Annotated in this window: 21 protein-coding genes and 1 other RNA gene; 15 read left to right on the top strand and 7 right to left on the bottom strand. The window is 33.5% G+C overall.

The genetic code is table 11. The features are described from left to right. Window positions 1–13 precede the first annotated feature (13 nt). The gene (locus tag B0A68_RS03000) at window positions 14–2,716 is read right to left on the bottom strand and encodes a putative LPS assembly protein LptD (protein WP_035687975.1); all 2,703 of its coding nucleotides are present in this window, start codon (window positions 2,714–2,716) and stop codon (window positions 14–16) included. 82 nt (window positions 2,717–2,798) lie between these two features. Between B0A68_RS03000 and B0A68_RS03005 the strand changes: the two genes are divergently transcribed. From B0A68_RS03005 to B0A68_RS03040, 8 genes are all read left to right on the top strand, one after another. After that, window positions 2,799–3,917, top strand: coding sequence for an N-acetylmuramoyl-L-alanine amidase family protein (locus B0A68_RS03005; RefSeq protein ID WP_035687977.1), 1,119 nt, complete (start codon window positions 2,799–2,801; stop codon window positions 3,915–3,917). Between the two features lie 50 nt (window positions 3,918–3,967). Beyond that, on the top strand, window positions 3,968–4,933 hold the full coding sequence (locus B0A68_RS03010) for an MlaD family protein (RefSeq protein ID WP_035683142.1): 966 nt from the start codon (window positions 3,968–3,970) through the stop codon (window positions 4,931–4,933). 5 nt (window positions 4,934–4,938) lie between these two features. Continuing rightward, window positions 4,939–6,276 (top strand): (Fe-S)-binding protein, encoded by a 1,338-nt coding sequence (locus B0A68_RS03015; protein ID WP_035683144.1) that lies wholly within the window; start codon window positions 4,939–4,941, stop codon window positions 6,274–6,276. A 128-nt stretch (window positions 6,277–6,404) separates the two neighbouring features. After that, window positions 6,405–7,196, top strand: coding sequence for a (Fe-S)-binding protein (locus tag B0A68_RS03020; RefSeq protein WP_035683146.1), 792 nt, complete (start codon window positions 6,405–6,407; stop codon window positions 7,194–7,196). A gap of 112 nt (window positions 7,197–7,308) precedes the next feature. Continuing rightward, window positions 7,309–7,791, top strand: a complete 483-nt coding sequence (locus tag B0A68_RS03025) for a hypothetical protein (RefSeq protein ID WP_035683150.1) — start codon at window positions 7,309–7,311, stop codon at window positions 7,789–7,791. 247 nt (window positions 7,792–8,038) lie between these two features. Then, window positions 8,039–8,389: a hypothetical protein gene (locus tag B0A68_RS03030; RefSeq protein ID WP_035683152.1), complete on the top strand. Its 351-nt coding sequence runs from the start codon at window positions 8,039–8,041 to the stop codon at window positions 8,387–8,389. Window positions 8,390–8,860: 471 nt separating this feature from the next. Next, window positions 8,861–9,997 carry an N-acetyl-alpha-D-glucosaminyl L-malate synthase BshA gene (gene bshA, locus B0A68_RS03035; protein WP_035683155.1) on the top strand — a complete coding sequence of 379 codons (1,137 nt, stop codon included), beginning with the start codon at window positions 8,861–8,863 and terminating at the stop codon, window positions 9,995–9,997. Between the two features lie 26 nt (window positions 9,998–10,023). Then, entirely contained in the window at window positions 10,024–10,446 is a 423-nt protein-coding gene (locus B0A68_RS03040; protein ID WP_035683158.1) for a protease complex subunit PrcB family protein, read from the top strand. Window positions 10,447–10,518: 72 nt separating this feature from the next. Here the strand turns inward: B0A68_RS03040 and B0A68_RS03045 are convergent, their stop codons facing one another. Together B0A68_RS03045 and B0A68_RS03050 are read right to left on the bottom strand one after the other, a co-directional pair. Further along, complete coding sequence (locus tag B0A68_RS03045) at window positions 10,519–11,013, bottom strand: hypothetical protein (protein WP_035683161.1); 495 nt, start codon at window positions 11,011–11,013, stop codon at window positions 10,519–10,521. 152 nt (window positions 11,014–11,165) lie between these two features. Further along, complete coding sequence (locus tag B0A68_RS03050) at window positions 11,166–11,993, bottom strand: UDP-2,3-diacylglucosamine diphosphatase (protein WP_035683162.1); 828 nt, start codon at window positions 11,991–11,993, stop codon at window positions 11,166–11,168. A 188-nt stretch (window positions 11,994–12,181) separates the two neighbouring features. Here B0A68_RS03050 and aroC point away from each other — a divergent pair, with 188 nt between their 5' ends. The 3 genes from aroC to B0A68_RS03065 all read left to right on the top strand — a co-directional run bounded on the left by aroC (window position 12,182) and on the right by B0A68_RS03065 (window position 16,899). Next, on the top strand, window positions 12,182–13,240 hold the full coding sequence (aroC, locus tag B0A68_RS03055; protein ID WP_035683163.1) for a chorismate synthase: 1,059 nt from the start codon (window positions 12,182–12,184) through the stop codon (window positions 13,238–13,240). A gap of 54 nt (window positions 13,241–13,294) precedes the next feature. Then, window positions 13,295–14,584: a dicarboxylate/amino acid:cation symporter gene (locus B0A68_RS03060; RefSeq protein WP_035683164.1), complete on the top strand. Its 1,290-nt coding sequence runs from the start codon at window positions 13,295–13,297 to the stop codon at window positions 14,582–14,584. A 128-nt stretch (window positions 14,585–14,712) separates the two neighbouring features. Beyond that, complete coding sequence (locus tag B0A68_RS03065; protein WP_035683166.1) at window positions 14,713–16,899, top strand: response regulator; 2,187 nt, start codon at window positions 14,713–14,715, stop codon at window positions 16,897–16,899. On the opposite strand, the gene B0A68_RS03070 is transcribed toward B0A68_RS03065, so the two are convergent. Next, window positions 16,896–18,146, bottom strand: a complete 1,251-nt coding sequence (locus tag B0A68_RS03070) for a DEAD/DEAH box helicase (RefSeq protein WP_035683169.1) — start codon at window positions 18,144–18,146, stop codon at window positions 16,896–16,898. The genes B0A68_RS03065 and B0A68_RS03070 overlap by 4 nt on opposite strands. Window positions 18,147–18,279: 133 nt before the next feature. Then, window positions 18,280–19,317 carry a formimidoylglutamase gene (locus B0A68_RS03075; protein WP_035683173.1) on the bottom strand — a complete coding sequence of 346 codons (1,038 nt, stop codon included), beginning with the start codon at window positions 19,315–19,317 and terminating at the stop codon, window positions 18,280–18,282. A gap of 98 nt (window positions 19,318–19,415) precedes the next feature. Between B0A68_RS03075 and B0A68_RS03080 the strand changes: the two genes are divergently transcribed. Next, window positions 19,416–20,294 carry a hypothetical protein gene (locus tag B0A68_RS03080; protein WP_035683179.1) on the top strand — a complete coding sequence of 293 codons (879 nt, stop codon included), beginning with the start codon at window positions 19,416–19,418 and terminating at the stop codon, window positions 20,292–20,294. Window positions 20,295–20,376: 82 nt separating this feature from the next. Here B0A68_RS03080 and hutI read toward each other — a convergent pair whose 3' ends face one another. Beyond that, the gene (gene hutI, locus B0A68_RS03085; protein WP_035683181.1) at window positions 20,377–21,615 is read right to left on the bottom strand and encodes an imidazolonepropionase; all 1,239 of its coding nucleotides are present in this window, start codon (window positions 21,613–21,615) and stop codon (window positions 20,377–20,379) included. An 86-nt stretch (window positions 21,616–21,701) separates the two neighbouring features. Then, window positions 21,702–22,751 carry a glutaminyl-peptide cyclotransferase gene (locus B0A68_RS03090; protein ID WP_035683183.1) on the bottom strand — a complete coding sequence of 350 codons (1,050 nt, stop codon included), beginning with the start codon at window positions 22,749–22,751 and terminating at the stop codon, window positions 21,702–21,704. 88 nt (window positions 22,752–22,839) lie between these two features. On the opposite strand from B0A68_RS03090, the gene ffs reads away from it, so the two are divergent. The 3 genes from ffs (at window position 22,840) to B0A68_RS03105 (ending at window position 24,342) form a co-directional block, all read left to right on the top strand. Then, an RNA gene (ffs, locus tag B0A68_RS03095) (signal recognition particle sRNA small type) lies at window positions 22,840–22,937 on the top strand. Between the two features lie 396 nt (window positions 22,938–23,333). Then, window positions 23,334–24,137: an SDR family oxidoreductase gene (locus B0A68_RS03100; RefSeq protein ID WP_035683186.1), complete on the top strand. Its 804-nt coding sequence runs from the start codon at window positions 23,334–23,336 to the stop codon at window positions 24,135–24,137. Between the two features lie 4 nt (window positions 24,138–24,141). After that, window positions 24,142–24,342 (top strand): hypothetical protein, encoded by a 201-nt coding sequence (locus B0A68_RS03105; protein WP_035683187.1) that lies wholly within the window; start codon window positions 24,142–24,144, stop codon window positions 24,340–24,342. Window positions 24,343–24,351: the final 9 nt, after the last annotated feature.

Raw genomic sequence — 24,351 nt, forward strand, 5'->3', positions numbered from 1 at the left:
TTTTTATTGGATTTTATCGATTTGAAGTGCTTCGCTTATTCCATTTAATGTCACTAAGTACACCAGATTTGATTCCGATGAAGAAGTTCCAGTTAGAGTTTACACCAAGCGGACTCCAGTTAAAAGCCATTCTCCAGCTTAATAAATCTCTTTCGAAACGAAATTGAGTAAAAGTTACCCCTTTTTGCACAAAATCATAACCGGTAGAAACACCACCTTTCCATTTTGGAGTAATATCCATATTGATAGAAACCATGATCGAGTTTCCGGTAATTTTACTTTCTCTTTTAAAGTTTGTATAAGTAAGAGAATAAGCCATGGTCATGTCCCAAGGTATTTTTGAATTAAAAAATTCACTAATAGCATCTTCCTTTCCCTCTGGTTCCTCTGCAAATTGGCTGTGTCTTGTATCGTTCAAATCTGTATTTGTACCAAATAAATCATCATTACGCCCTCCGTTCCGCTGGCTCTGGGTGTTGGTTTCCTTCGTGCCTTTATTAGAAAAAGAGTAGTTCATTGTTAAGTTGGCACTGGTTAGTCTAAATAGACTTCCTCCGTTATCTATGTTGAATTTGTTAATGATGTTGTTTCCGCTGTCAAGAGCATAAGGATCTAGTGTAGCTCCAAAATTAACATTCATTTTATTGTCAAAAAATTGTGTTCCGCCGCTAAGTGCAAGTGGCTGCCATGCAAGAGTCTGCACACCGTCAGCATCAAAATTGTAGCTGGTCTGAATGTTTAAGCTGTTTAGCAGCATTATTTTTTTAGGCTCTGTTTTTGTACTGTCTGAGTCCCTTACTTTGGCTTCAAAAGTGTTGTTTAAAGAGAAACCAACAATATTTGAATTGCTTTTTCCAGGAGGAGATCCAAAAAGGCCATTGTCAAATCTAGAGTATAATGTTGGAGAAAATGTACCAGCAGCATCAATAATATAAGTGTTATAATATCTTTCGAAACTAGGCGTATAAGCGTACGAAATATTAGGTTTTAAGACGTGGCGTATAGATTGAATTTTTTTATCAGCCCCAAAATTAAACGTACCATAAATAGTTGTCGACATACTCGTCGAGAAGTTGTAAGATCGATAAGAATCAAAACCGCTTATGGTTTGATCTACAACTGCGTTTTTAGAGCTGTCATACCCTTTTTCTATTGTTTTGTTAACCCACGTTTCAGTATAATTTGTTCCTGTTGTTACACTCAAATATCGTAATACCTTAAAGTTTGTGCTAATAGGAATAGTGTGCTGCATCCCTAGTTTTGCATCACTAAACATTTGTGGTTTAAAAAACAACGAATCTTTTGTAGTGATTTCGTTTTTACCGCTTAAATTATATTGTAAGTTGATGTTTTTAATAAAACCTTTTTTAACGCCGTCTTTTCCAACAAAAGGATAAATACGATCAATACTTCCTTGTAGTGTAGGTAATGTCATTACAATATCTTCTGTCTGTGTATTTTGATTATGCGTTGCAGATATCGAAATACGAGCCTGAGGTACTGTATTAAAAGTTTTACTGTAAGAGATCGATGAATTTAAAGTATTATTCAGTGTAGAACCAATATTTACCTGATTGATAGATTGTTTAAAGTATTTACTACTACCCATGTTAACAGAAGCAGAGAAAGTAGAATTAGGATTCGACTTCGTATCTTTTGAGTGTGACCACTGAATATTGTAAATATTACCTTTTTGATAATCCGGATAACCTCTTTCGCTGGTAATCTGGTTCTCAAAACGGATGTTAATATTACCGCGGTATTTATATCTTTTCGCATAAGCCGATTCAAAGCGCATTGCATAACTTCCGTTTGTGTAATAATCTCCTAAAACTGTTAAATCATAATTGTCGCTTAAAGCGAAATAATATCCCATATTCTGCAAAGAAAATCCTCGCGTATTAGAATCATTATAACTTGGAATTATTATACCTGATACACTTTTTTCTTCACTCATAGGGAAATAAGCAAAAGGCAGTGCAATAGGTGTCGGAACATCGGCAATAACCATGTTTGTCAAACCAACAATTACCTTTTTGCCGGGAATAAATTTTACTTTATTGGTCTGAAAGTAATATTCTGGATTGTCTACATCGGTAGAAGTTGTAAAACGCGCTCCTTTTAAGAAATAAACCGAATCATTTTCTTTTTTAGTAACAGCAGCTTTGATTTTAAATTCTCCTTGTTCGGTTCTTGAATTATAGATTAAAGCCTTTTTGGTTTTGAAATTAAAACGAATAGAATCAGGCTGTACTTCGCTTCCTCCTTGTTTGAAGTTTGGATATTGAGACAAAACTCCTGCAGAATCTTTGATTCTTCCAGCATAAACTTCATCTTTTTCATAATCCAGAACAATGATGCCCGATTTTAATTCAACATCTTTGTAGTATAATTCCGCTTCATTGTACAAAGTAATCAGTTTTTTTTTCTGATCAATTTTTGCATAATCCTTCGCAATGTATTTAACCTTTCCGTCCAAAAAAGTCTTTTTAGGTTTAACAGTGTCAAGTTTTATGGTATCTGTAATAGAAATGGCGGGTTTATCTGTTTGTTTTACAGCGGGTAAGGTCTTTTTGCTGTTTTTTATCTCTTGCGAATATAAATTACCACATCCTATAGTCAGGAAAAATGATATTAAAACGATATTAAATAAGTTTGTATGCAAAGGTTTAAATGCTATTTTTGTAAAATTATGGCTTGTTTTTTGACATGTCAAACTTACATATAATTTTTTGTCAAAAATAATCAATTGTGAAAATTATACTAACTGCGTTTTATTAAAATTAACTTTTATATTTATGAGAAGATCGAACAAAATTAAGGTAATCGTTACTTTTTTTCTAACAATACTGTCTTTTTGTGCGTACAGTCAGTCAAATGTTTTTAAAGTAACTCTAGACGCCGGGCATGGAGATCATGACTTTGGTGCTGTTTACAGCGGGCGGATAGAAAAAAATATCGCCTTAGCTATTGTTTTAAAAGTTGGGAAAATATTAGAACTTAATCCCAATGTTAATGTTATTTATACTCGTAAAACAGATGTTTTTATAGATTTGGTCGAAAGAGCCAATATCGCCAATAGAGCAAATTCTAATATTTTTGTTTCAATACATTGTAATGCAAACAAAAACACGGCCGCAGACGGAACTGAAACTTATGTAATGGGTTTGAGTAAGACAGCATCTAATCTTGAAGCTGCGAGAAAAGAGAACTCTGTAATTACCTTAGAGAAAGATTACAAACGCAAGTATGAGGGTTTTGATCCTAACTCGCCAGAATCTTTGATCGGAATAACTTTAATGCAGGAAGAATATCTGGATAATAGTATTTCCTTAGCCAGTAAAATTGAAGATAATTTTGAAAAACTGGGCAAAAAATTACGTCAGGGCGGTGTAAAGCAAGCACCATTTATGGTTCTTCATAAAGCCTATATGCCGAGAGTTTTGGTTGAAACAGGATTTGTTTCTAACCCGACTGAGGGAAATATTTTAAATTCTGAAGAAGGGCAGGACGATATCGCAAAAGCAATTGCAGAAGCCATTTTAAGCTATAAAAGAGAATATTTTGGTTCTGGAAATCCTGAAGCAGTCGAAGCTAAACCGGTAAAAGATACTGCTAAACCTAAAGCAGTTGTGTCTTCTGCGCCAGCTAAAAGTGCACCAAAAGGTACTTTTTTTAAAGTACAGCTTATTGCCAGCATTAAAAAGACTACCTTAGAACCTAAGAACTTTAAAGGCCTTAAAAATGTTACGATGTTGTACGAAAACAACATTTACAAATATTTCTATGAAGAAACAGCCGATTACGACGCTGCTAAAAAATATTTGCAAGAAGCTAAAAGTAAAGGTTATGGAGCCGCTTTTTTGACTGCTACTAAAGATGGAGAAAAGATCGATATCAAAGACGCAATTAAATAATAAGCGCCAGTTCGAATATTTATATTAATTTTGTAGAAACACTTAGAATTTTGAAAATAACAAGAGAAATTAAAACGGCTATATTGGTCATCGCGTCAATATTATTATTTATTTGGGGATACAGTTTTTTAAAAGGTAAAGACCTTTTTACAAATTATAAAACATTATTTGTAGAATATGATAATGTTGAAGACTTATCAGCTTCGGCTCCCGTTACCTTAAACGGACTTGCAATAGGTAAAGTAAGTAAAATTACAATTAACGAAGTAACTGGTAAATTATTAGTTGAACTTCAGCTTAAAACAGATTTTCCAATTTCTAAAACAAGTAAAGCGGCATTATATTCTCCAAGTTTAATTGGCGGAAAACAAATTAAGATTGTGCCGAATTTGGCAGATAAAGATTTAGCAGAAGAAGGCCAGGCTTTGACTCCGGCAGTTGAGTTGGGATTAACAGAGTCTTTGGGCGGTAAAATTGAACCTATTGAGCAAAAACTTGAAAAAATGCTTGTCAATATTGATGTATTGGTAACAGGCTTAAACAATGTTTTAGATAAAAAAGGACAAGAAGATATCAAGAAAACTTTGGCAGAATTAAGCCAGACAATGGAGCAGTTTCATAGAGCTTCGGGTACACTTAATACCATTTTAGATGGAAACAAAGCACAGCTGAATAGTGCCGTTACCAATTTGAATAAAATGTCGGGTAATTTTGCAGCTATTTCTGATTCTCTGAAAAGAGCTAACTTAGGAAAAACTGTAAGAAGCTTAAACCAAACCTTAGCAAAAGTAGACGGATTAATGACTAACTTAAATTCAGGAAAAGGTACGGCTGGTAAATTGCTTAACGACGATGCTTTATATAATAATCTTGCCAAAACATCAAAAGAACTTGAGTTGTTATTGCAGGATGTACGTCTTTATCCAACACGTTATGTAAATGTTTCTCTTTTTGGAAAGAAAAACAAACCTTATGTAGCACCAGCACAAAACACAAATTCAACTGATAAAAAATAATTAGTATGAGTTATTTAGATAATATTTTATTCGCCATACTCCTAATAGCAGGTTTCGGTTTTTTTGCAATGAGTGTAAAAAAAATTATCCGAAATATAAATTTGGGCGTAGATGTAGACCGAAAAGATAATTCTAAAGCACGTTGGGCAAACATGGCATTGATTGCTCTTGGGCAGTCAAAAATGGTAAAAAGACCTGTAGCGGGAGTGCTGCATATCTTTGTTTACGTTGGATTTATTGTAATTAATATAGAATTGCTCGAAATCATTATAGACGGGCTGTTTGGAACTCATAGAATTTTTGCACCTTATCTAGGTGTAGTTTATGATGTTTTAATAGCTTCTTTTGAGATATTAGCACTTTTAGTTTTAGTTGCAGTTATAACATTTTGGATCAGAAGAAATGTTATTCGATTAAAGCGTTTTATTAATAAAGATTTGAATGGGTTTCCTAAAAGTGATGCTAATTACATCTTATATTTTGAGATGGTTTTAATGACATTATTTTTGTTAATGAATGCTTCTGATTTTCATTTGCAGAATGTTCCAGGAGGTTTTTCTCATTTTCATAAAGCAGGAAGTTTTCCTGTAAGCCAGTTTATTGCACCTATTTTTAATGGAATGTCGAATGAATTGGTTGCCTTATTGTCTGAGGTATTCTGGTGGATGCATATTACAGGTATTTTGGTTTTTATGAATTACCTGTATTTTTCAAAACACCTCCATATTCTTTTAGCTTTTCCAAATACTTATTTTGCGAACTTAAGACCTCAAGGTCAATTTGATAATCTGGAGTCCGTTACAAAAGAGGTGAAATTAATGATGGATCCAAATGCAGATCCGTTTGCTGCAGCACCAGTTGATCAAAATGCAGCTCCAAGTAAATTTGGCGCAAGTGATGTTCAGGATTTAAATTGGGTACAGTTATTAAACGCTTATACGTGTACAGAATGCGGGCGTTGTACATCTGCATGTCCGGCAAATCAAACAGGAAAAAAACTTTCTCCGCGTAAGATTATGATGGATACAAGAGATCGTCTGCAGGAAGTAGGTAAAAATATTGATGCAAATAAAGGTGTTTTTGTTCCAGATAATAAAACATTATTAAACGATTATATTACACCAGAAGAATTGTGGGCTTGTACTTCTTGTAACGCATGTGTAGAAGAGTGTCCGGTAAATATCAGTCCGTTGTCTATTATTATGGATATGCGTCGTTATTTAGTGATGGAACAAAGTGCTGCGCCAATGTCTTTGAACGCAATGATGACCAATATTGAAAACAATGGAGCTCCATGGCAGTACAGCCAGCAGGATCGATTGAATTGGAAAAACGAAAATTAAAATTAAATGTTTAAATGGTCATTTGTTTAACTGTTTAATCGAATAAAATATTTGGGTTTTTTAGTGAGGTTATAGTAAAGAGTGCGATTAACCAATTTAACGATTAACCGATTTAACAACAAAAGAAGATGTCAGAAAGTTTAGTAGTGCCTACAATGGCAGAAATGCTAGCCCAGGGAACACAGCCAGAAGTATTATTTTGGGTTGGTTGCGCGGGAAGTTTTGATGATAGAGCAAAAAAAATAACAAAAGCATTTGTACGCATTTTAAACCGTACTAATGTCTCTTTTGCAGTACTTGGTGCAGAAGAAAGCTGTACCGGAGATCCTGCAAAACGTGCGGGTAATGAATTTTTGTTTCAGATGCAGGCCATGATGAATATAGAGGTTTTGAATGCCTACGAAGCAAAAAAAATTGTAACCGCCTGTCCGCATTGTTTTAATACTTTAAAAAATGAATACCCTGAATTAGGAGGGAAATATGATGTTATTCACCATACGCAGTTTTTAAAATCATTGATTGATGAAGGAAGGCTTACGGTTGAAGGCGGACAATTTAAAGGAAAGAAAATTACTTTTCATGATCCTTGCTATTTAGGAAGAGCAAATCAAGTTTATGAAGCTCCAAGAGATTTGATTCAGAAATTAGATGTTGAATTGGTCGAAATGAAACGTTCTAAAGCAAATGGTTTATGTTGTGGTGCCGGAGGCGCACAAATGTTTAAAGATGCTGAACCAGGAAACAAAGAAATTAATATAGAGCGTACAGAAGATGCATTAGAGACACAGCCTGACATTATTGCAGCTGGTTGTCCTTTTTGTAATACGATGCTGACTGACGGTATTAAAAACAAAGAAAAAGAAGGTTCTGTAAAAGTTATGGATATTGCCGAGCTAATTGCAAATGCGCAAGATCTTTGATTATAGAGGTTCAAAGCGGCAGAGGTTCAAAGGGACAAAGGTTTTAATCTGAAACCTGAAACCTGAAACCTGAAACATCAAAACCTAAAACAAACTAAAAATTTAAATTAAAATGTATATACCTTTCGAAAATTTACCTGGTGAATCCAGAATTTGGATTTATCAATCGAACAGAAAATTTTCTGAGGAAGAGTTTTCTGAAATCGAAACTGATTTGAAAGCTTTTGTAGAAGAATGGGCCGCGCACGGAACAAGTTTAGAAGCTTCGTTTGAGCTAAAATACAACCGTTTTATAATCTTGGCTGTAAATCAGGATGTGCAGGCAGCGACTGGTTGTTCTATCGATAGTTCGGTAGAATTTATTCAGAGTTTGGAGAAAAAATATAATGTTGATTTACTAGATAAAATGAACGTTACTTTTAAACTTGGAGAACATATCGCGCACAAACCATTAATTGATTTTAAGAAAATGGTTAAAGATAAATCGGTTTCTGAAAATACAATTGTTTTCAATAATTTAGTAAACAATATAGAAGAATACAACGAATCTTGGGAAGTTCCTGCTGCTGACAGCTGGCACAGTCGATTTTTCTAAAAGATATTATAGTATATTTGAAAGGCATAAAATTTAGATTTTATGCCTTTTTTGTTTTTTACAGCTTGTTTGTCATTCTGAGGAACGAAGAATCACACTCGGAGCTTGTATGCAAAATTGTTAATCTTTGTTTAGTTTCTCTTGTAATCTTGCTCTGTTAGGATGATAAGATTGCATTTTACTTGTCAAAGTTTGTGATCAAAAAATATTTGTAAATAAGATACTTGCTAATTGTAATTGCATAATAATGAGAAAATCTGATGATGATTTCCGTTGGATGAAAGTTAAAAATGGAAGATTACATTTTGCCGTTGTTAATTTATCTATTGAAAAGAATGAAATCGGAAATGAAATTATAGAAAACTATTCCGGCGATGGTTTTTCTAATAATTCAATTGAGATTGGTACAGACGGCTTGGAAGATTGGAAATTAGGATTGAGAAAAGGTCTTGAATTTGTACTATTAAATAGTTCGAGTTTTTGGACTGTTACAATAAATGGATTAGAAGGAAAACCCTTTATGGATACAAATCCAACGATTGTAGGCTATACAGGAATACTAGCACTTTTAAAACCAGACTACTATTGTAATCGATGAAGAAGTTTTGCAGAAATTGCAAGATTATGTATTTAGGAGCTGGGAAGGGAATAACGCAGATAAAATTCCAAATTTTAAAGAGCTTATTTTTTAATTGACGATTGAGTAAAATCAACAGGTTTTTAAATCTGTCGGGTTTCGCTGTGCAATATTTGTGTAAAGTGAACTTTGTGAAAGTTTAAAACTTTGATAAAGCTGCCATTACGCATGACTTATGAAAACAAAAATATCTTATTCAGCCCCGATGGAAGCGGCATCCTTTTATGGCGGTGTTCGCCATAAAAGATATAGCGGACAGCGGGAACACTGGTCGTGGAAAAAAGAATAATTTTCTGCTCTTAAAAAAATAATTATCTAAGTATTAAATGTCGATTGTAAAATAGAATTACTCTAAAATTGTCAAAAATCTAACATTCTAAAAGTCCAATTAAATGTGATTTTTGAGTACTTTCGTAGTATTAAATTTAATACATGAAAATAGCAATAGTTTGTTATCCAACGTTTGGCGGTAGTGGGGTAGTAGCCACTGAGTTAGGTCTTGAATTAGCCAGACGAGGACACGAAATACATTTTATTACATACAGTCAGCCTGTGAGGCTGGCACTTTTGAATGCCAATGTTCATTATCACGAAGTAAATGTTCCTGAATATCCTTTGTTTCATTATCAGCCGTATGAATTGGCTTTGTCAAGCAAATTGGTGGATATGGTGAAATTATATAAGATTGAAGTTTTGCATGTGCATTATGCGATTCCACATGCGTATGCAGGTTATATGGCGAAGCAGATGTTGAAAAATGAAGGGATTAATCTCCCGATGATTACAACGCTGCACGGAACAGATATTACGCTTGTTGGAAATCATCCTTTTTATAAACCTGCGGTAACTTTTAGTATCAATAAGTCTGATTATGTAACTTCTGTTTCTCAGAGTTTAAAAGATGATACACTCAAATTGTTTAAAATCAAGAATAAAATCAGAGTAATTCCGAATTTTATTGAATTGGATAAAGTTGTAAAAGACCCGACTGCACCTTGTCATCGTTATGTGATGGCAAAAGAAAATGAGCGAATTATTACGCATATCAGTAACTTTAGAAAAGTAAAACGAATCCCGGATATTATTAAAATTTTCTATATCATTCAGAAAGAGATTCCAGCCAAATTAATGATGGTTGGTGATGGCCCTGAAAAAGAAAAAGCGGAGATTTTATGTCAGGAATTGGGTATTTTAGATAAGGTAATTTTCTTTGGGAACAGTAACGAAATTGATAAGATTTTGTGCATGACCGATTTATTCCTTCTTCCTTCTGAAACAGAAAGTTTTGGTCTTGCGGCTTTAGAAGCAATGTCTAGCGGTGTCCCAGTTATTTCTAGTAATTCGGGTGGTTTGCCAGAAGTAAATTTTGATGGTTTTTCCGGGTATTTAAGCAATGTGGGGAATGTTGAAGAAATGGCAGAAAATGCTTTAAAAATTTTAAAAGACGATGCTGTTTTAAATCAGTTTAAAATGAATGCTTTGGAAGTGGCAAAGAAATTTGACATCAAAAATATATTACCAAAATATGAAGCTCTTTACCAAAGAGCAATTGATGATTATAAAGAATAGAAATAGTAATTTTAAAATATACGCAGATGAAAAAAGTAATTTCGGTTTTAGCAGTTTTTGTTTTAGTCTCTTGTGGAGCCAAAAAAGCAGTAAATTCTAGTGCATTGTACGAAGTTTTGACTACACAGTCTGATGGCGGCGGTAATATTAAGTTTTTTGAAATTTTGACGGAGCCAAACGAAATCAAAATGTTGGAAAATGACCCGCTTTTGGCTTCTAAAGTAAAAGAAGGCGATACGAATACATCAAATTATGTTATTCTAAACATGGGCGAAAAGAATACAAGCGGCTATTCTATAGCAGTTGAAAAAGTAGAGGAAACGGATAAAAATATTATTATCACAGTAAAGGAAAGCGGACCTTCGCCAGATGCAATGGTGATGCAGGTAATTTCATATCCTTATACAGTTGTAAAAATTCACTCTAAGAAAGAGATAATTATTAAATAGTTTTTTTCTTTTAAGCAAAAAAAAATCCTGTCACTCAAAATGACAGGATTTTTACATATATATAGATCGGTTTTAGAATCTGTATTTAACTCCTAAACCTACGTCAAATCCAAAGTTGTCGTCGTCGTAATATCCAGAACCAATTTCTGGTCTTAAGTCAAGAGATAATAAAATTGGCACTTTGTCAAAACCATATTCTATACCGATATCTCCTGCAGCAAAAACGTAAGTACCGCTTCTGTCAAAGTCACCAGGTCCGTCATAATTATAATCCCAGGCAGATACTCCTCCACCAACACCGGCGTACCAGTTAAAACCACCATCGATATTCCAAACCCATTGATAAAGGGCTACGGCTTTTATTGCATCAACATTGCTGCTATTTCTCCATCCTAAATCAAACTCAAGGCGGTTGTTTTTAAATATTCCTCTTTGATACGTTACTTCAGCACCAAAACCGTCATTGTCTCCTAATCGTAAACCTAAAGCATTCTTAGCAATTTCCTGAGACTGAGCCGTAAATGCTAATCCGAATAACATTATGGCTGATAAAATGATTTTTTTCATAATAGGGTTAATTAATTTATTCAAATGTACTATTTGTATAAAACTCAAAATGTATATAATTATTTTAATAAATTATATAATTTACATTTGACCCCTATTTATGTGGCTTCGCAGATTATTGAACTAAAATTTAGTATAAACTATCAGAATATTTATTTTTGTTTTAATATAGAAGTAATCAATTGATTGCTTAAAAAATTATCTTCCATTTCAAATAAATTTTCCTCTTCGGTAAAATTGCTTTGCGCATACGAATATAATTTCCAGCGTTTTTTATGGTATTCTAAAGCAGTTAAATTTTCGATCCAATCCCCCGAGTTTAGGTATAAAGTAGATCCGTGTTTGTTTTCTTTAGTCAGTATTTTTGGTTCGTGAATGTGACCGCAGATTACATAATCGTAGTTTTTTTCGATAGCAAGATCGGTTGCAGTTGTTTCAAAGTCAGAAATAAATTTAACCGCTTTTTTTACACTGGCTTTTATTTTTTTAGAAAAAGAGTATGGCTCACGCCCCAGTTTGGCTAAACACCAATTAGCGAATCGGTTTACCAGAATAAGATAATCGTATCCTAATCCGCCCAGTTTTGCAATCCATTTAGAATGCTGTACAGAAGCATCAAAGACATCTCCATGAAAAATCCAAGCTTTTTTATCGTCTAATTCTAAAACTAATTTGTCGACCAAAGCAAAATTCCCCATATTCATATCACTGAATTTTCTCAAGATTTCGTCATGGTTTCCAGTAACATAATACACTTTTGTACCTTTAGTAGCCATTCCGATTATGCGCTGAATAACTCTTAAATGTGATTTCGGAAAATAAGATTTTCTAAATTGCCAGGCATCAATAATATCACCGTTTAATACTAAAGTTTTAGGTTTAATACTTGATAAATAGTTGTTTAGTTCTTTGGCATGGCTGCCGTATGTTCCTAAATGGACATCTGAAATAATGACCAGTTCAATATTTCTTTTTTTCAATTTTTCCTGATTTGAAGTTTTACAAATTAAGTAAACCTGCGTTGGATTTATTTTACGAAAAGGTTATCAAATCAGGTATAATTTTAATAAATTGTAATTTTTAAACGAGTTAACGTTTAGTTAATAATAACAATTTTAAATTTTTTAATTTAATTCATAAAACTTACATTTGCTCAAAACAAATTACAATGGCAGGAAACAGCTACGGCACCCTATATAAAGTAACAACATTTGGAGAATCTCACGGCGAAGCTTTGGGCGGTATCATTGACGGTTGTCCGTCTGGAATAGAACTTGATTTTGAAGCGATAGAAGTAGAAATGGCTCGCAGAAAGCCAGGACAGTCTGCAATCGTGACTCAAAGAAAAGAACCAGATGCAGTTCAGTTTTTATCCGGAATATTTGAAGGTAAAACTACCGGAACGCCAATCGGATTTATTATTCCGAATACCAATCAAAAATCTGACGATTACTCACATATCAAAGATAATTACAGACCAAGCCACGCTGATTATGTTTACGACCAAAAATATGGATTTCGTGACTATCGCGGCGGGGGCAGAAGTTCTGCTCGTGAAACTGCAAGCAGAGTAGTAGCAGGTGCAATTGCAAAGCAGATGCTTCCTGAAATTAAAATTAATGCTTATGTATCTTCTGTTGGGCCAATTCATTTGGAAACGCCTTATCAGGATTTGGATTTTTCAAAAATAGAAAGTAATCCAGTGCGTTGTCCCGACGAAAAATCGGCAGCAATTATGGAAGAGTATATTAGAGACATCCGTAAACAGGGAGATACCGTTGGTGGAATTGTTTCTTGTGTAATACAGAATGTTCCGGTTGGTTTAGGAGAACCTGTTTTTGATAAACTGCATGCAGAATTAGGAAAAGCAATGCTTTCTATTAATGCGGTGAAAGGTTTTGAATATGGCAGCGGTTTCTCTGGTTCTGAAATGAAAGGAAGTCAGCATAATGATTTATATAATCCTGACGGAACTACACAAACCAATCTTTCTGGAGGAATTCAGGGAGGAATAAGTAACGGAATGGATATTTATTTTAGAGTTGCATTTAAGCCTGTAGCTACAATTATGCAGACACAAGATTCATTAGATAATAAAGGAAATATTACACCTATGACAGGTAAAGGCCGTCATGATCCTTGTGTAGTGCCTCGCGCAGTGCCAATTGTTGAAGCAATGGCAGCGATTGTTTTGGCTGATTTTTATTTAATCAATAAAACATATTAATAAATTGTAAGACAGTGAGGGTCTTATATTTAATTATTAACAAAAAATAAATTAATGCAAATTACAGAAACTAAAAAAAAATCATTTCTTTCGGGATTAACAGGGCAGATTATTGTCGCAATGGTTCTTGGAGCAATTTTAGGAATTATTCTGCACAATTCAATTTCGCCGGAAGCAGCACAGTCTTTTAGTAATAAAATAAAGATGCTGGCTACCATTTTTATCAGATTGGTGCAAATGATTATTTCGCCTTTGGTATTTACAACTTTGGTAGTTGGAATCGCTAAACTTGGAGATATAAAAACGGTAGGAAGGATTGGAGGAAAAGCACTTGGATGGTTTTTTACAGCTTCGTTTATATCCTTATTAATAGGATTATTTTATGTGAATATTTTAGAACCCGGAGTAGGTTTAAAATTAGATCATGTAGATATGGCAGCTGCATCTGAAGTTACTGCTAAAACAAAAACGCTGTCTGTTGAAAATTTTGTTGAGCATATTGTGCCTAAAAGTATTTTTGAAGCAATGGCAACCAATGAAATTTTGCAGATCGTAATATTTTCTATCTTCTTCGGATTAGCGGCAGCGTCATTAGGAAGTACTGTAAAGCCTGTTATTAATGCATTGGATAAAACATCGCATATCGTTTTGAAAATGGTAAATTATGTAATGAACTTTGCACCAATTGGAGTTTTTGGAGCCATTGCAGGAGTTTTTGCTATTAGAGATGCAGAAGAATTAGTAATTACTTATTTCAAATTTTTCGGATCATTTTTAATCGGAATTGCTACTTTGTGGGTTGTTTTAATTGCAGTTGGTTATATCTTTTTAAAGGGACGAATGACAGAATTGCTAAGACGTATTACTGGACCATTAGCAATTGCTTTTGGAACTACAAGCAGTGAAGCAGTTTTTCCTAAATTGACAGAAGAATTAGAAAGTTTTGGTGTAAAAGATAAGATCGTATCTTTTATGCTGCCGTTAGGATATTCTTTTAATCTGGACGGAAGTATGATGTACATGACTTTTGCCAGTATTTTTATAGCTCAATTTTACAAAGTTCATCTGGATTTAGGAACTCAAATGGCTATGCTTTTGGTTTTAATGTTAACCAGTAAAGGTATTGCCGGTGTACCAAGAGCAAGTTTGGTGGTTGTTGCAGCTACTTGTGGTATGTTCGATATTCCTATTGAAGGAATTGCTTTAATTCTTCCAATTGATCATTTCTGCGATATGTTTAGAAGTGCTACTAACGTTTTAGGTAATGCATTAGCAACTTCTGTTGTAGGACAATGGGAAAATAATAAAGAAGATGGAATAGAGGAAGCTTTATCAGAAAATTAAATTTCAAACCTTTATTTGATGAAAAGACCAGCAAAATAAAGGAAATAGTACTAGATAAAAAGCTGTATTTTTTAGAAATACGGCTTTTTTTTATTTTTAACCGTATATTTGATAAAATTAGCCGATTGATGCCCCTAAAACGGATTTTTTTATTGTTTTTTTTATTGCTGAATTGCGTTTCCAATACAGCAATAGGACAGTCTGACCCTATTTCTGAATATAGAATCAAAAAACTTGTCGATCAAGCCTGGAACGATTATAAAGATTCTAATTTTGAAAGATCCTTAATTACTTCTCGTGTAGCATTAAATTACGCTACAAGCTTAAAGGATAATTATTTAATATCAAAATCATATAAAATTATAGCTGGAAATTACAGCGAATTATCTGAATTTGATAAAGCTGTTTTTTTCTACGATAAAGCTATATTTTATGCAAATAAAACCAATAACGATACTTTAAAATCAAGTCTTCATAACAATCTTGGTAACATGTATTGTTTTGAAAAAAAACAGTTTGATAAAGGAATAAATTATTATAAAAAAGCAATAGCGTACAGTTTGCGAATTAATGATATGCCGCAAGTATATTTTACAAACGTAAACATAGCCTGGGCATATTTTGATATTGGCAAATTTGAAGAAGGATATCCATATCTAAAATTTGTTGGCACCAATATAGAAAAGTACGGTGATGAATCTACAGAGATTATCGTAAACATGCTAAACGGGATGTATTCGAATTATCGGAATGACGATAATGCAGCTGATGCTTATTTTAAAAATGCTATTGCGGCAGGAAAAACCAGCGAAGAAAAATCTGACTTATCTTTTTCTCATTTAGAGTATTCTAAGTTTTTAACAAAGACAAAAAGATATAAGGAAGCTTACGAAAATCTTGTTTTGTATCATCAGATATCAGAAGAATTATACAGTCAGGAAAAGCTTAAAAAAGCATCAATCGCAGGATTTAATCTCGAGTTAGATGAGTATAAGAGACAGATTGATAAAATTGAAGGAGAAAAGTCAACACAATATCAAAGTCTTAAAAAATCCAGGATTATTGTAATTTTGTTTGTGCTGATTTCATTTATTCTTCTTTTTTTAATTATCACGCTGGTTAAGAACATTAGATACAAGAAAAAACACAATTTAGAGCTGCTCCAGGCAAAAGAAATTGCAGAAGAAGCTTCTCTGCTCAAAACACAGTTTATTTCTACTATAAGCCACGAATTGCGCACGCCGTTGTATGGAGTAGTCGGCATTACGAATATGATTCTCGAAGAACATAAAGAACTGGCGCGCAGCCAGCATTTAAGTTCCTTAAAATTTTCTGCCAGATACTTATTGTCTCTGGTAAATGATATTCTTCAAATCAATAAAATTGAAGAAAACAAAGTTGTGCTCGAAAACATGACTTTTAATATCTCTGATGAAATTGAAATGATAAAAAACTCCCTTTCTTTTTTATCAGAAAAAAATAATAATAAAATTACAATTGATATAGATGCAAATATTCCTGAATATTTAATTGGAGATAAGCTTAGGCTTGCTCAGATTCTAATTAATCTGGTAAGTAATGCGCTGAAGTTTACCAAAAATGGAGAAGTTGAAATTATTGTAATTCTTAGCAAAATAGAATGTAAATTGTATTTTCTTGATTTTCTTATAAAGGATAATGGTGTTGGAATTGCAATTGTAGATCAGAGTAAAATATTTGAAAAATTTGTTCAGGTAGGAAGAAAAGAAGAAGATTATCAAGGAACAGGATTGGGACTTAGTATTGTAAAAAGATTGCTGGGACTTTTTGGCAGCACGATTAGTCTGGAAAGTGATATTGGAAAAGGAACTTCGTTTTCATTTGTAATTCCGTTTGAACACGATCCTCAAAAAACGACAAACATTATTAACGAAATAGAAGTGGATTTGACATCAGAAAAAATTTGCAAAATTTTAATTGTAGAAGACAATTTGATTAACCAGATGGTTACGAGAAAAATAATTGAGAAGAATAATTACATCTGTACAGTTGTTGATGAAGGTTTTAGTGCCTTAAGAATATTAGAAACAGAAACGTTTGATCTTATTCTGATGGACATTAATATGCCTTTAATGAATGGCTTTGAGACTACAAAGAGAATTCGCCAGCAAGGAATTAAAACGCCAATTGTAGCTTTGACCGCTTTTGATAAAGATGAGATTAAGGATGAAGCCATGGCTTCTGGTATAAATGATATTATTATTAAACCTTTTGAGCCGATTAAATTATTTAGTATTCTAAATTATTTAATTAATAAAGCACAAAACGCTGGTTAATACCAGCGTTTTTTATTTTGTTTAGAAGCATTGGATTTTCTCGATTTATGAGCACCGCCGCTTCGGTTTGAATTTTTAGGTTTTTCTGCCTCAGCTTCAGGGCTTCCAGAATGCCATTGATAAGGATGATCTGTAATTATTTTTACGTCAACTTTTATCAGTTTCTTAATATCTTTCCAGTAAGGTTCTTCATCTTTTCCGCAGAACGAAATTGCGATTCCTCCATTTCCTGCACGACCAGTTCTTCCGATTCTATGCACGTAAGTTTCAGGAATATTTGGCAAGTCAAAATTAATTACAAAAGGCAATTGATCAATGTCAATTCCTCTGGCAGCAATATCTGTAGCAACAAGAACGCCGACTTCTTTATTTTTAAAAGCATCCAAAACACGCTGTCTCGCATTCTGAGATTTATCGCCGTGAATTGCTTCTGCTGGTATATCTTTTTTACGAAGTGCTTTTACAACATTATCAGCACCGTGCTTAGTTCTTGAAAACACCAATATATTTGTTAAATTTTCGTTTTTTATCAAATGGTATAATAAATTTCGTTTTTCAGTTTTCTCCACAAAATAAACACGCTGTTCTACATTTTCTGCTGTAGAGGAAACTGGAGAAACTTCTACTTTTGCTGGATCCTGGAGAAACATTTCAGCCAGTTCGCGAATCGCAATTGGCATTGTTGCAGAAAACAATAAAGTTTGTCTGTTTTTAGGAGTTAGTTTTACGATTTTCTTGACATCGTTTATAAAACCCATATCCAGCATTTGATCTGCTTCGTCCAAAACCAAAGTATGCAGATGATCTAAATCTATAAAACCTTGTTTTTGTAAGTCAAGCAGTCTTCCAGGGGTTGCAACCAAAATATCGATTCCTTTTTTTAAAGTATCAACTTGCGGATTTTGAGAAACACCACCAAAAATAGTTAGTTGTGTTAAATTGGTATATTTTGCATAAGTTTCAAAACTTTCTCCAATCTGAACTGCTAATTCTCGTGTTGGCGTAACTATTAGAGCACGAATTTGTTTGGCTTTTTTTGATGAACCAACAATTCTGTGTAATTGATGTATGATCGGAATTGCAAATGCAGCAGTTTTTCCTGTTCCTGTCTGCGCACAGCCAATAAGGTCTCTTCCCGCTAAAACGATCGGAATAGATTGTTCCTGAATTGGGGTAGGATTAAGGTAGCCTTCTTCAAATACGGCTTTTTGTATACTTTTTGAAAGTGATAAATCTTCGAATAACATATATTATGTGTTAAGAATTTTAGTTTTAAGCACTAAAATTCTGTGCAAAGATAGGTTTATTCAGTCAATCGTTTAATTGAATTGACTTTTATTTGGCAAAAGTGCTAATTATCAGTGTTTAATCCGATCAAAATTAGTCTCTTTCGTGATTTGCTTTTATGAAATCGGTTACTAAATAACCAATCAATTTACCAATTAGATTATTGTTTGGCGAGTTGTCCAAATCTGGTGCGCCTTCGCAGATATGCAGATAAGCAGCATTTTTGTGCTGTGCAAAAAAGGATACAAATTGTCTTAGTTCTTCTACAGAAAATCCGCTTATTGTCATAGCGCTGCTGGCAATATTTGGAATAGCGTCCAGGTCAATTTCAATTCCAAAAGCATCATTTTTTATGAAATCTAACGCATGAATCATTTCGATATTGAATTCCTTTTCTTTGCGGATATTTACACTGTCGTATGTGTTATAACGCACTCGGTCTTCTAGTTTTTTTATAATGTCCAGAACACTTTTAGAAGTATAGTTTTCGTGTAAGCCAAAGATGAAATACTTTTTTAAGAATCCTTCTTCGTAAGCATAAGAAAAACCATTGCCGCTGTGGCGTCCTTCTAAAATTCTAAAATCAGAATGAGCATCAAAATTTATGGCATTTACGGGTTTACCATTTGCTAAAGCAGCTCCTTTGATATTTCCGTAAGCATTGTTGTGGCCACCTCCAATAATTATTGGAGTTTTTCCGGCTTTTATGATAGTAAAAATAATATGCGAAACCTCTTTGTCTATTTTTTCTACCAGCTGGCTCAATTTAGAACGGTCGTCAATATCATTAAAATCAAGGTTTTCTACATCACGCATTTCTTCCGCAACATCAATCTGGCCCAAGACAATAATCTGGCTTCCTTTAGAAAAACGGTTATGCTGGATATTAGCAATACTTTTTATGGCGCTTCCCCAAGCAGATGCTGCGCCTGGTCTTCCGTAATTGGCACGCACGCCAATATCTTCCGGAATCCCCAAAAGAACATATCTGGCTTCGCTTTCTGTCAAAAAAGTGACTTTATCAACTCCTTTAGGAATGATAATCATTTTTTCTCCAAACTTTATTTCACCGCTGCGATGATTTGTGACTTTTGCTAAATCGTTAACAGTAAAAGGGATTAACTTCTCCATGTAAAAAAATATTTTCCAAAAATAATATAATTGTACTAAGTTACGTTATAAGCTTATATTAATTCTTAAATTTGTTTTAAAGAAAAATTTTTTTAAATATGGAAAACCCAAAGAACAACAACTCAAGTCTAAAAGCGGTAATCGCAGTTTTAGCAGTCCTATTGATTGGTAGCTTAGTCTACATTTTTAAACTTTCTTCTGATTCAGATGTAGTTAAAACAGAACTTACATCATCACTAACAGAAAAAGAATCTGTAATGAAAGATTTGCAGGAATTAAAAGCTACTTATGATGCTGCAATCGCTGAAAACACTTCAATGTCTGATGAATTAATTCAGGAAAGAGATAAAGTAGTAGCTCTAATGGATGATTTGAATAAATCTAAAGGAGATGTATCTAAATACAGATCTCAGGTTCAGGCGATGCAGGGTAAAATGAAAACTTTAGTTGCTGAAAACGATGAATTGAAAAAACAAAATGGTGTTTTAACAGTTCAGAGAGATAGCACAATAGTCGTTTTGGGAGAGTCTAAAAAATTCAATGAGGTTTTAGTTGGTCAAAACGAAGAATTGGCTAAAACTGTTGAAAAAGGTTCTAAATTATCAATTTTGAATACAAAAACTGCAGCTTACAAATTAAGAAGCTCAGGTAAACAAGTTGAGACTGACAAAGCAAGCCGCGCGGATGTTTTAAAAATTAGTTTTACAATTGCTGAAAATCAAATTGCAAAATCTGGAGATAAAACATATTATGTGCAGGTTATTGATGCTAAAAGCAATGTTTTAGGTGATAAGAAAACAGAAAGCTTTGGTGAGAATACACTAACTTACAGCTTTAAAACTACTGTTCAGTACGAAAACAAATCTGTAAATGTAGTACAAGATCTTCCAGGTAAAGATTTTGCAAAAGGAACTTATTTTATCAATGTTTTTGATAATGATGAATTAGTTTCTAAAACTAGTTTTTCTTTAAGATAAGACTTTAAAAAAAATACCACTAAAAAAGGGCTGTGAATAAATTTCACAGCCCTTTTTTTATATCTAAAATGTTAACTTAGTTTTATGTCAGAATTTCACCTTCGGCAAAAACACTTTCGATTAAATTACTGCCAAAAGCATACGGAATCTGATAATAAGATGAGATTGGTTTTGTTAGTATAAAATTCGCTTTTTTACCTTTTGTAATACTTCCGTGAGTTTTAGAAATTCCCATCGCGTATGCGCCGTTTATTGTAGCTGCATTTATTGCCTCTTCCGGAGTCATTTTCATTTTGATGCAGGCTGTAGCGACTACAAAATTCATATTTCCAGATGGAGTAGAGCCGGGGTTAAAATCGGTTGCCAGCGCAATTGGTAAACCTGCTTTTATCATTTCTCTTGCAGGTGTATAAGGAATACTCAAAAAATAAGAACAAGAAGGCAGTGCTACAGGCATTGTCTCGCTGTCTTTTAGAGCGTCAATATCTTCTGGGGTCATTATTTCAAGATGATCAACAGAAAGTGCCTTAAATTTGATTCCGGCTTGAATGCCGCCAATAGAATTAAACTGGTTAACGTGAATTTTAGGAATTAAACCGTATTGTATTCCGGCTTCCATGATTTTTTCAGTTTCTTCAACAGAAAAATATCCTGTTTCGCAAAAAACATCAATATAATCAGCCAGTTTGTTTTTGGCGATTTCCGGCAGCATTTTAGTTATAATTTCTTCAATATAACCTGCTTTGTTTTCTTTAAAATGAGAAGGAAAAGCGTGTGCGCCTAAAAAGGTTGCTTTTATGGTAATAGGATAATTTTCTGCCAGTTTTTTAATAACACGAAGCATTTTTAATTCTCCTTCGACTGTAAGGCCGTAACCTGATTTTATTTCTACTGCTCCGGTTCCTAAATGCATTACTTCTTCTAAACGCAGTTTTGACTGTTCGTAAATTTCTTCTTCAGAAGTTTCGTTAAGTTTTTTTGCCGAATTTAAAATACCGCCGCCACGATTGGCAATTTCCTCGTACGAAAGCCCATTAATCCTGTCTACAAATTCCTGCTCGCGATTGCCTGCATACACAATATGTGTGTGGCTGTCGCACCAGGAAGGTAAAATAATTCTTCCTGTCGCGTCTATAATTTTATCTGCTTTAAGTTCCGGCAGTTCATTCATCTGTCCGAAATCTGCAATAAGATTATCTTTTATAAGTAAGAAAGCATTTTTTATGGTAGGAAGCACTGCCATTTCTGTACCCGAAACTTTTAAAATTTCAGTTTCACGAACCTGTAATAACTCTTTTATATTTGTAATTAATGTTACCATATGGGATGTTTTAAAACACAAATTCTCACGATATAATTCGTGAGAATTTGTGAAATTCGTGATTATGAGATATCTTTTCTCTTTATTTATTCTGATACAGTTATTTCAAACATTTTATCCCAGTATTTACCGGTTACAAAAATAGTTTTTGTTGCTGGGTTATAAGCAATTCCGTTTAATACGTCAGGTTCTGCAAATTTTAATTGTTTACGTAATTCTGCCATATTCAAAATTCCTTCTACAGCACCAGAATTAGGATCTATAATAGCAATTGCATCTTTTTGAAAAACATTTGCATAGAATTTTCCATTAATTAACTCCAGCTCATTTATAGCTTTTATTTTTGAATTTCCAGAATATACATTAATGTAGTCTATATGTTTTTGATCTGCCGGATCTACTTTCCAGATTTTTTCTGTACCGTCTGACTGATAAATATATTTTCCGTCATTTGTCATTCCCCAGCCTTCGATTTCTTTGTCGTATTTAAAAGTTTTTTCCAGTTTTAAGGTTTTGGCATCGTATATAAAACCTGTTTTTTCCTGCCAGGACAATTGAAATAATTTTCCGTTGATAAAAGTAATTCCTTCACCAAAATACTTTTGATCCAGATCTACTTGTTTCAGTACTTTTCCGGTTTTATAATCGATTTCTCTAATGTAAGAATCTCCTTTTTGTCCTGTACTTTCGTATAAAACGCCATCGTGAAATTCTAAACCTTCGGTAAATGATTTGGTATCGTGCGGATATGTATTTACAATTTTAAACTTTAATGCTTTCGGTTCAACATTAGAAACCAATTCTATTCTTTTGGTTGCATCAGATGAATCTGAACCAAAATAAATAGTTGCTTTTAGGTATTGGTATCCTAATTTTTGATCTTTTAATTCAAATTTGAATTTTTCGGTTCCTTTTGTACTCCCTACTTTTTTGTCGTTTACAAAGTAAGCAATGCTGTCAATTTCTTTCGAATTTGGGTTTGAAATGTTGAAAGAAACTGCTTCTTTTGATGTAAAATGTGCTGGAAAAGCAGAATCATCAATGTTAAATAAAGAATTTTCACCTTTTTTTGCTCCGTTACATCCGATTAATGTGATTCCTAATAAAATGAATGTTAGGAAGTTATATTTTTTCATAGTTAAAAATTTGAATAAGCCAATATACGATGATATTTTTATAGCAGCAAAGCTCTTGCAAAAATATAAAAAGATTGTATATTTGCACCGGCAAGTCCTACACGACCAGCTCCTGCAGACTCCCCCAGGATGGGAACATAGCAAGGGTACGTGGTTGAGCGGTGCGATGTAGGTCGCTTGCCATTTTTTTTTTTTTTTTTTTAGAATAAATTTAATTTGTAATCTTCCTTATGGAAGATTTTTTTATTTTTACCCCTGTTAGATATAAGAGGTTAGAAGTTTAAAACTTATACATCCAATCTAATCGTAGACAATCACATTTAACGGATTAATACAAAAAACTGTGAATTTAACCGCAAAGTGCGCTAAGATTTTTTATAGGAGTGGTTTTAAAAAAAAACACATCCCGAAGTCTCGGGACGCAAAGCTTTGTCTTGATCTAGCTTTGCGTCCCGAGACTTCGGGATGTGTTTTCGATACGTAAAGTAAAATTAAACCTTAGCGCACTTTGCGGTTAAAATTATTATAACTCCACAGGTTTTAGTATTGATACCATTTAACTTAATCACATTTAACGTAAAAATGAATAAAGTCGTTTTAATTACCGGAGGATCATCAGGGATTGGAAAATCTATTGGAGAATTTTTGCATAAAAAAGGTTTCGTAGTATACGGAACAAGTAGAAATCCAGAAAAAGTACTGAATTCTGTTTTTCCTTTAGTGGCTTTAGATGTTCGTAATACTGAGTCAATTAAAACTGCTGTAAATAAAATTATTGAAATAACTGGTCGGCTTGATGTTGTGATAAACAATGCCGGAGTTGGTATTACCGGACCTTTGGAAGAGATTCCGATGGAAGAAATAAAAAATAATTTTGAAACTAATTTCTTTGGTCCAATCGAGGTTATGAAAGCGGTTCTGCCGCAAATGCGGGATCAGAAAACGGGATTAATTATTAATATTACTTCTATTGCTGGATATATGGGACTGCCGTACAGAAGTGTTTATTCGGCTTCAAAAGGAGCTTTAGAGCTGGTAACAGAAGCTTTACGTATGGAAGTGAAGTCTTTCGGAATAAATATCACCAATGTAGCGCCAGGAGATTTTGCAACCAATATTGCAGCCGGACGTTATCATGCGCCTGTAATTTCAGGTTCTGCTTATGAAAAAGTTTACGGAGATACTTTGTCTACGATGAACGAACATGTAGATGCGGGAAGTAACCCGAATGAAATGGCAGAAGCTATTTACAAAATTATTGAGACCAAGAAGCCCAATGTGCATTACAAAGTTGGTGTGTTTATGCAGAAATTTTCAATTGTATTAAAACGAATTCTTCCGGACACCGTTTACGAGAAGATGCTTATGAACCATTATAAATTATAAAATTATGGATAAGTTTTCTGAGTTTTTGCCTCCTATTTTTGGTGTTTTGTTTTTGCTTATTATTTGGTTTGTAATTCGCAGAATTCTTGCATCGATAAGTGATAAAATAAATAATGCAGAAGTTTATAAAGAAGATACTTTAAAAGTTTTGGAAGAAATTAGAAATGAATTGAAAGAATTAAACAGAAAGAATTCGTCTAATTAATAGCTGTCA

The sequence above is a fragment of the Flavobacterium reichenbachii genome (assembly GCF_002217435.1).
GTDB classification, from domain to species: Bacteria; Bacteroidota; Bacteroidia; order Flavobacteriales; family Flavobacteriaceae; genus Flavobacterium; species Flavobacterium reichenbachii.

Bases quoted from the DNA above. Each gene is read 5' to 3' on its own strand.
- B0A68_RS03005 (WP_035687977.1), top strand. From the start codon at position 2,799: ATGAGAAGATCGAACAAAATTAAGGTAATCGTTACTTTTTTTCTAACA.
- B0A68_RS03015 (WP_035683144.1), top strand. From the start codon at position 4,939: ATGAGTTATTTAGATAATATTTTATTCGCCATACTCCTAATAGCAGGT.
- B0A68_RS03020 (WP_035683146.1), top strand. From the start codon at position 6,405: ATGTCAGAAAGTTTAGTAGTGCCTACAATGGCAGAAATGCTAGCCCAG.
- B0A68_RS03025 (WP_035683150.1), top strand. From the start codon at position 7,309: ATGTATATACCTTTCGAAAATTTACCTGGTGAATCCAGAATTTGGATT.
- B0A68_RS03030 (WP_035683152.1), top strand. From the start codon at position 8,039: ATGAGAAAATCTGATGATGATTTCCGTTGGATGAAAGTTAAAAATGGA.
- bshA (WP_035683155.1), top strand. From the start codon at position 8,861: ATGAAAATAGCAATAGTTTGTTATCCAACGTTTGGCGGTAGTGGGGTA.
- B0A68_RS03040 (WP_035683158.1), top strand. From the start codon at position 10,024: ATGAAAAAAGTAATTTCGGTTTTAGCAGTTTTTGTTTTAGTCTCTTGT.
- B0A68_RS03045 (WP_035683161.1), bottom strand. From the start codon at position 11,013: ATGAAAAAAATCATTTTATCAGCCATAATGTTATTCGGATTAGCATTT.
- aroC (WP_035683163.1), top strand. From the start codon at position 12,182: ATGGCAGGAAACAGCTACGGCACCCTATATAAAGTAACAACATTTGGA.
- B0A68_RS03060 (WP_035683164.1), top strand. From the start codon at position 13,295: ATGCAAATTACAGAAACTAAAAAAAAATCATTTCTTTCGGGATTAACA.
- B0A68_RS03065 (WP_035683166.1), top strand. From the start codon at position 14,713: ATGCCCCTAAAACGGATTTTTTTATTGTTTTTTTTATTGCTGAATTGC.
- B0A68_RS03070 (WP_035683169.1), bottom strand. From the start codon at position 18,146: ATGTTATTCGAAGATTTATCACTTTCAAAAAGTATACAAAAAGCCGTA.
- B0A68_RS03075 (WP_035683173.1), bottom strand. From the start codon at position 19,317: ATGGAGAAGTTAATCCCTTTTACTGTTAACGATTTAGCAAAAGTCACA.
- B0A68_RS03080 (WP_035683179.1), top strand. From the start codon at position 19,416: ATGGAAAACCCAAAGAACAACAACTCAAGTCTAAAAGCGGTAATCGCA.
- hutI (WP_035683181.1), bottom strand. From the start codon at position 21,615: ATGGTAACATTAATTACAAATATAAAAGAGTTATTACAGGTTCGTGAA.
- B0A68_RS03090 (WP_035683183.1), bottom strand. From the start codon at position 22,751: ATGAAAAAATATAACTTCCTAACATTCATTTTATTAGGAATCACATTA.
- B0A68_RS03100 (WP_035683186.1), top strand. From the start codon at position 23,334: ATGAATAAAGTCGTTTTAATTACCGGAGGATCATCAGGGATTGGAAAA.
- B0A68_RS03105 (WP_035683187.1), top strand. From the start codon at position 24,142: ATGGATAAGTTTTCTGAGTTTTTGCCTCCTATTTTTGGTGTTTTGTTT.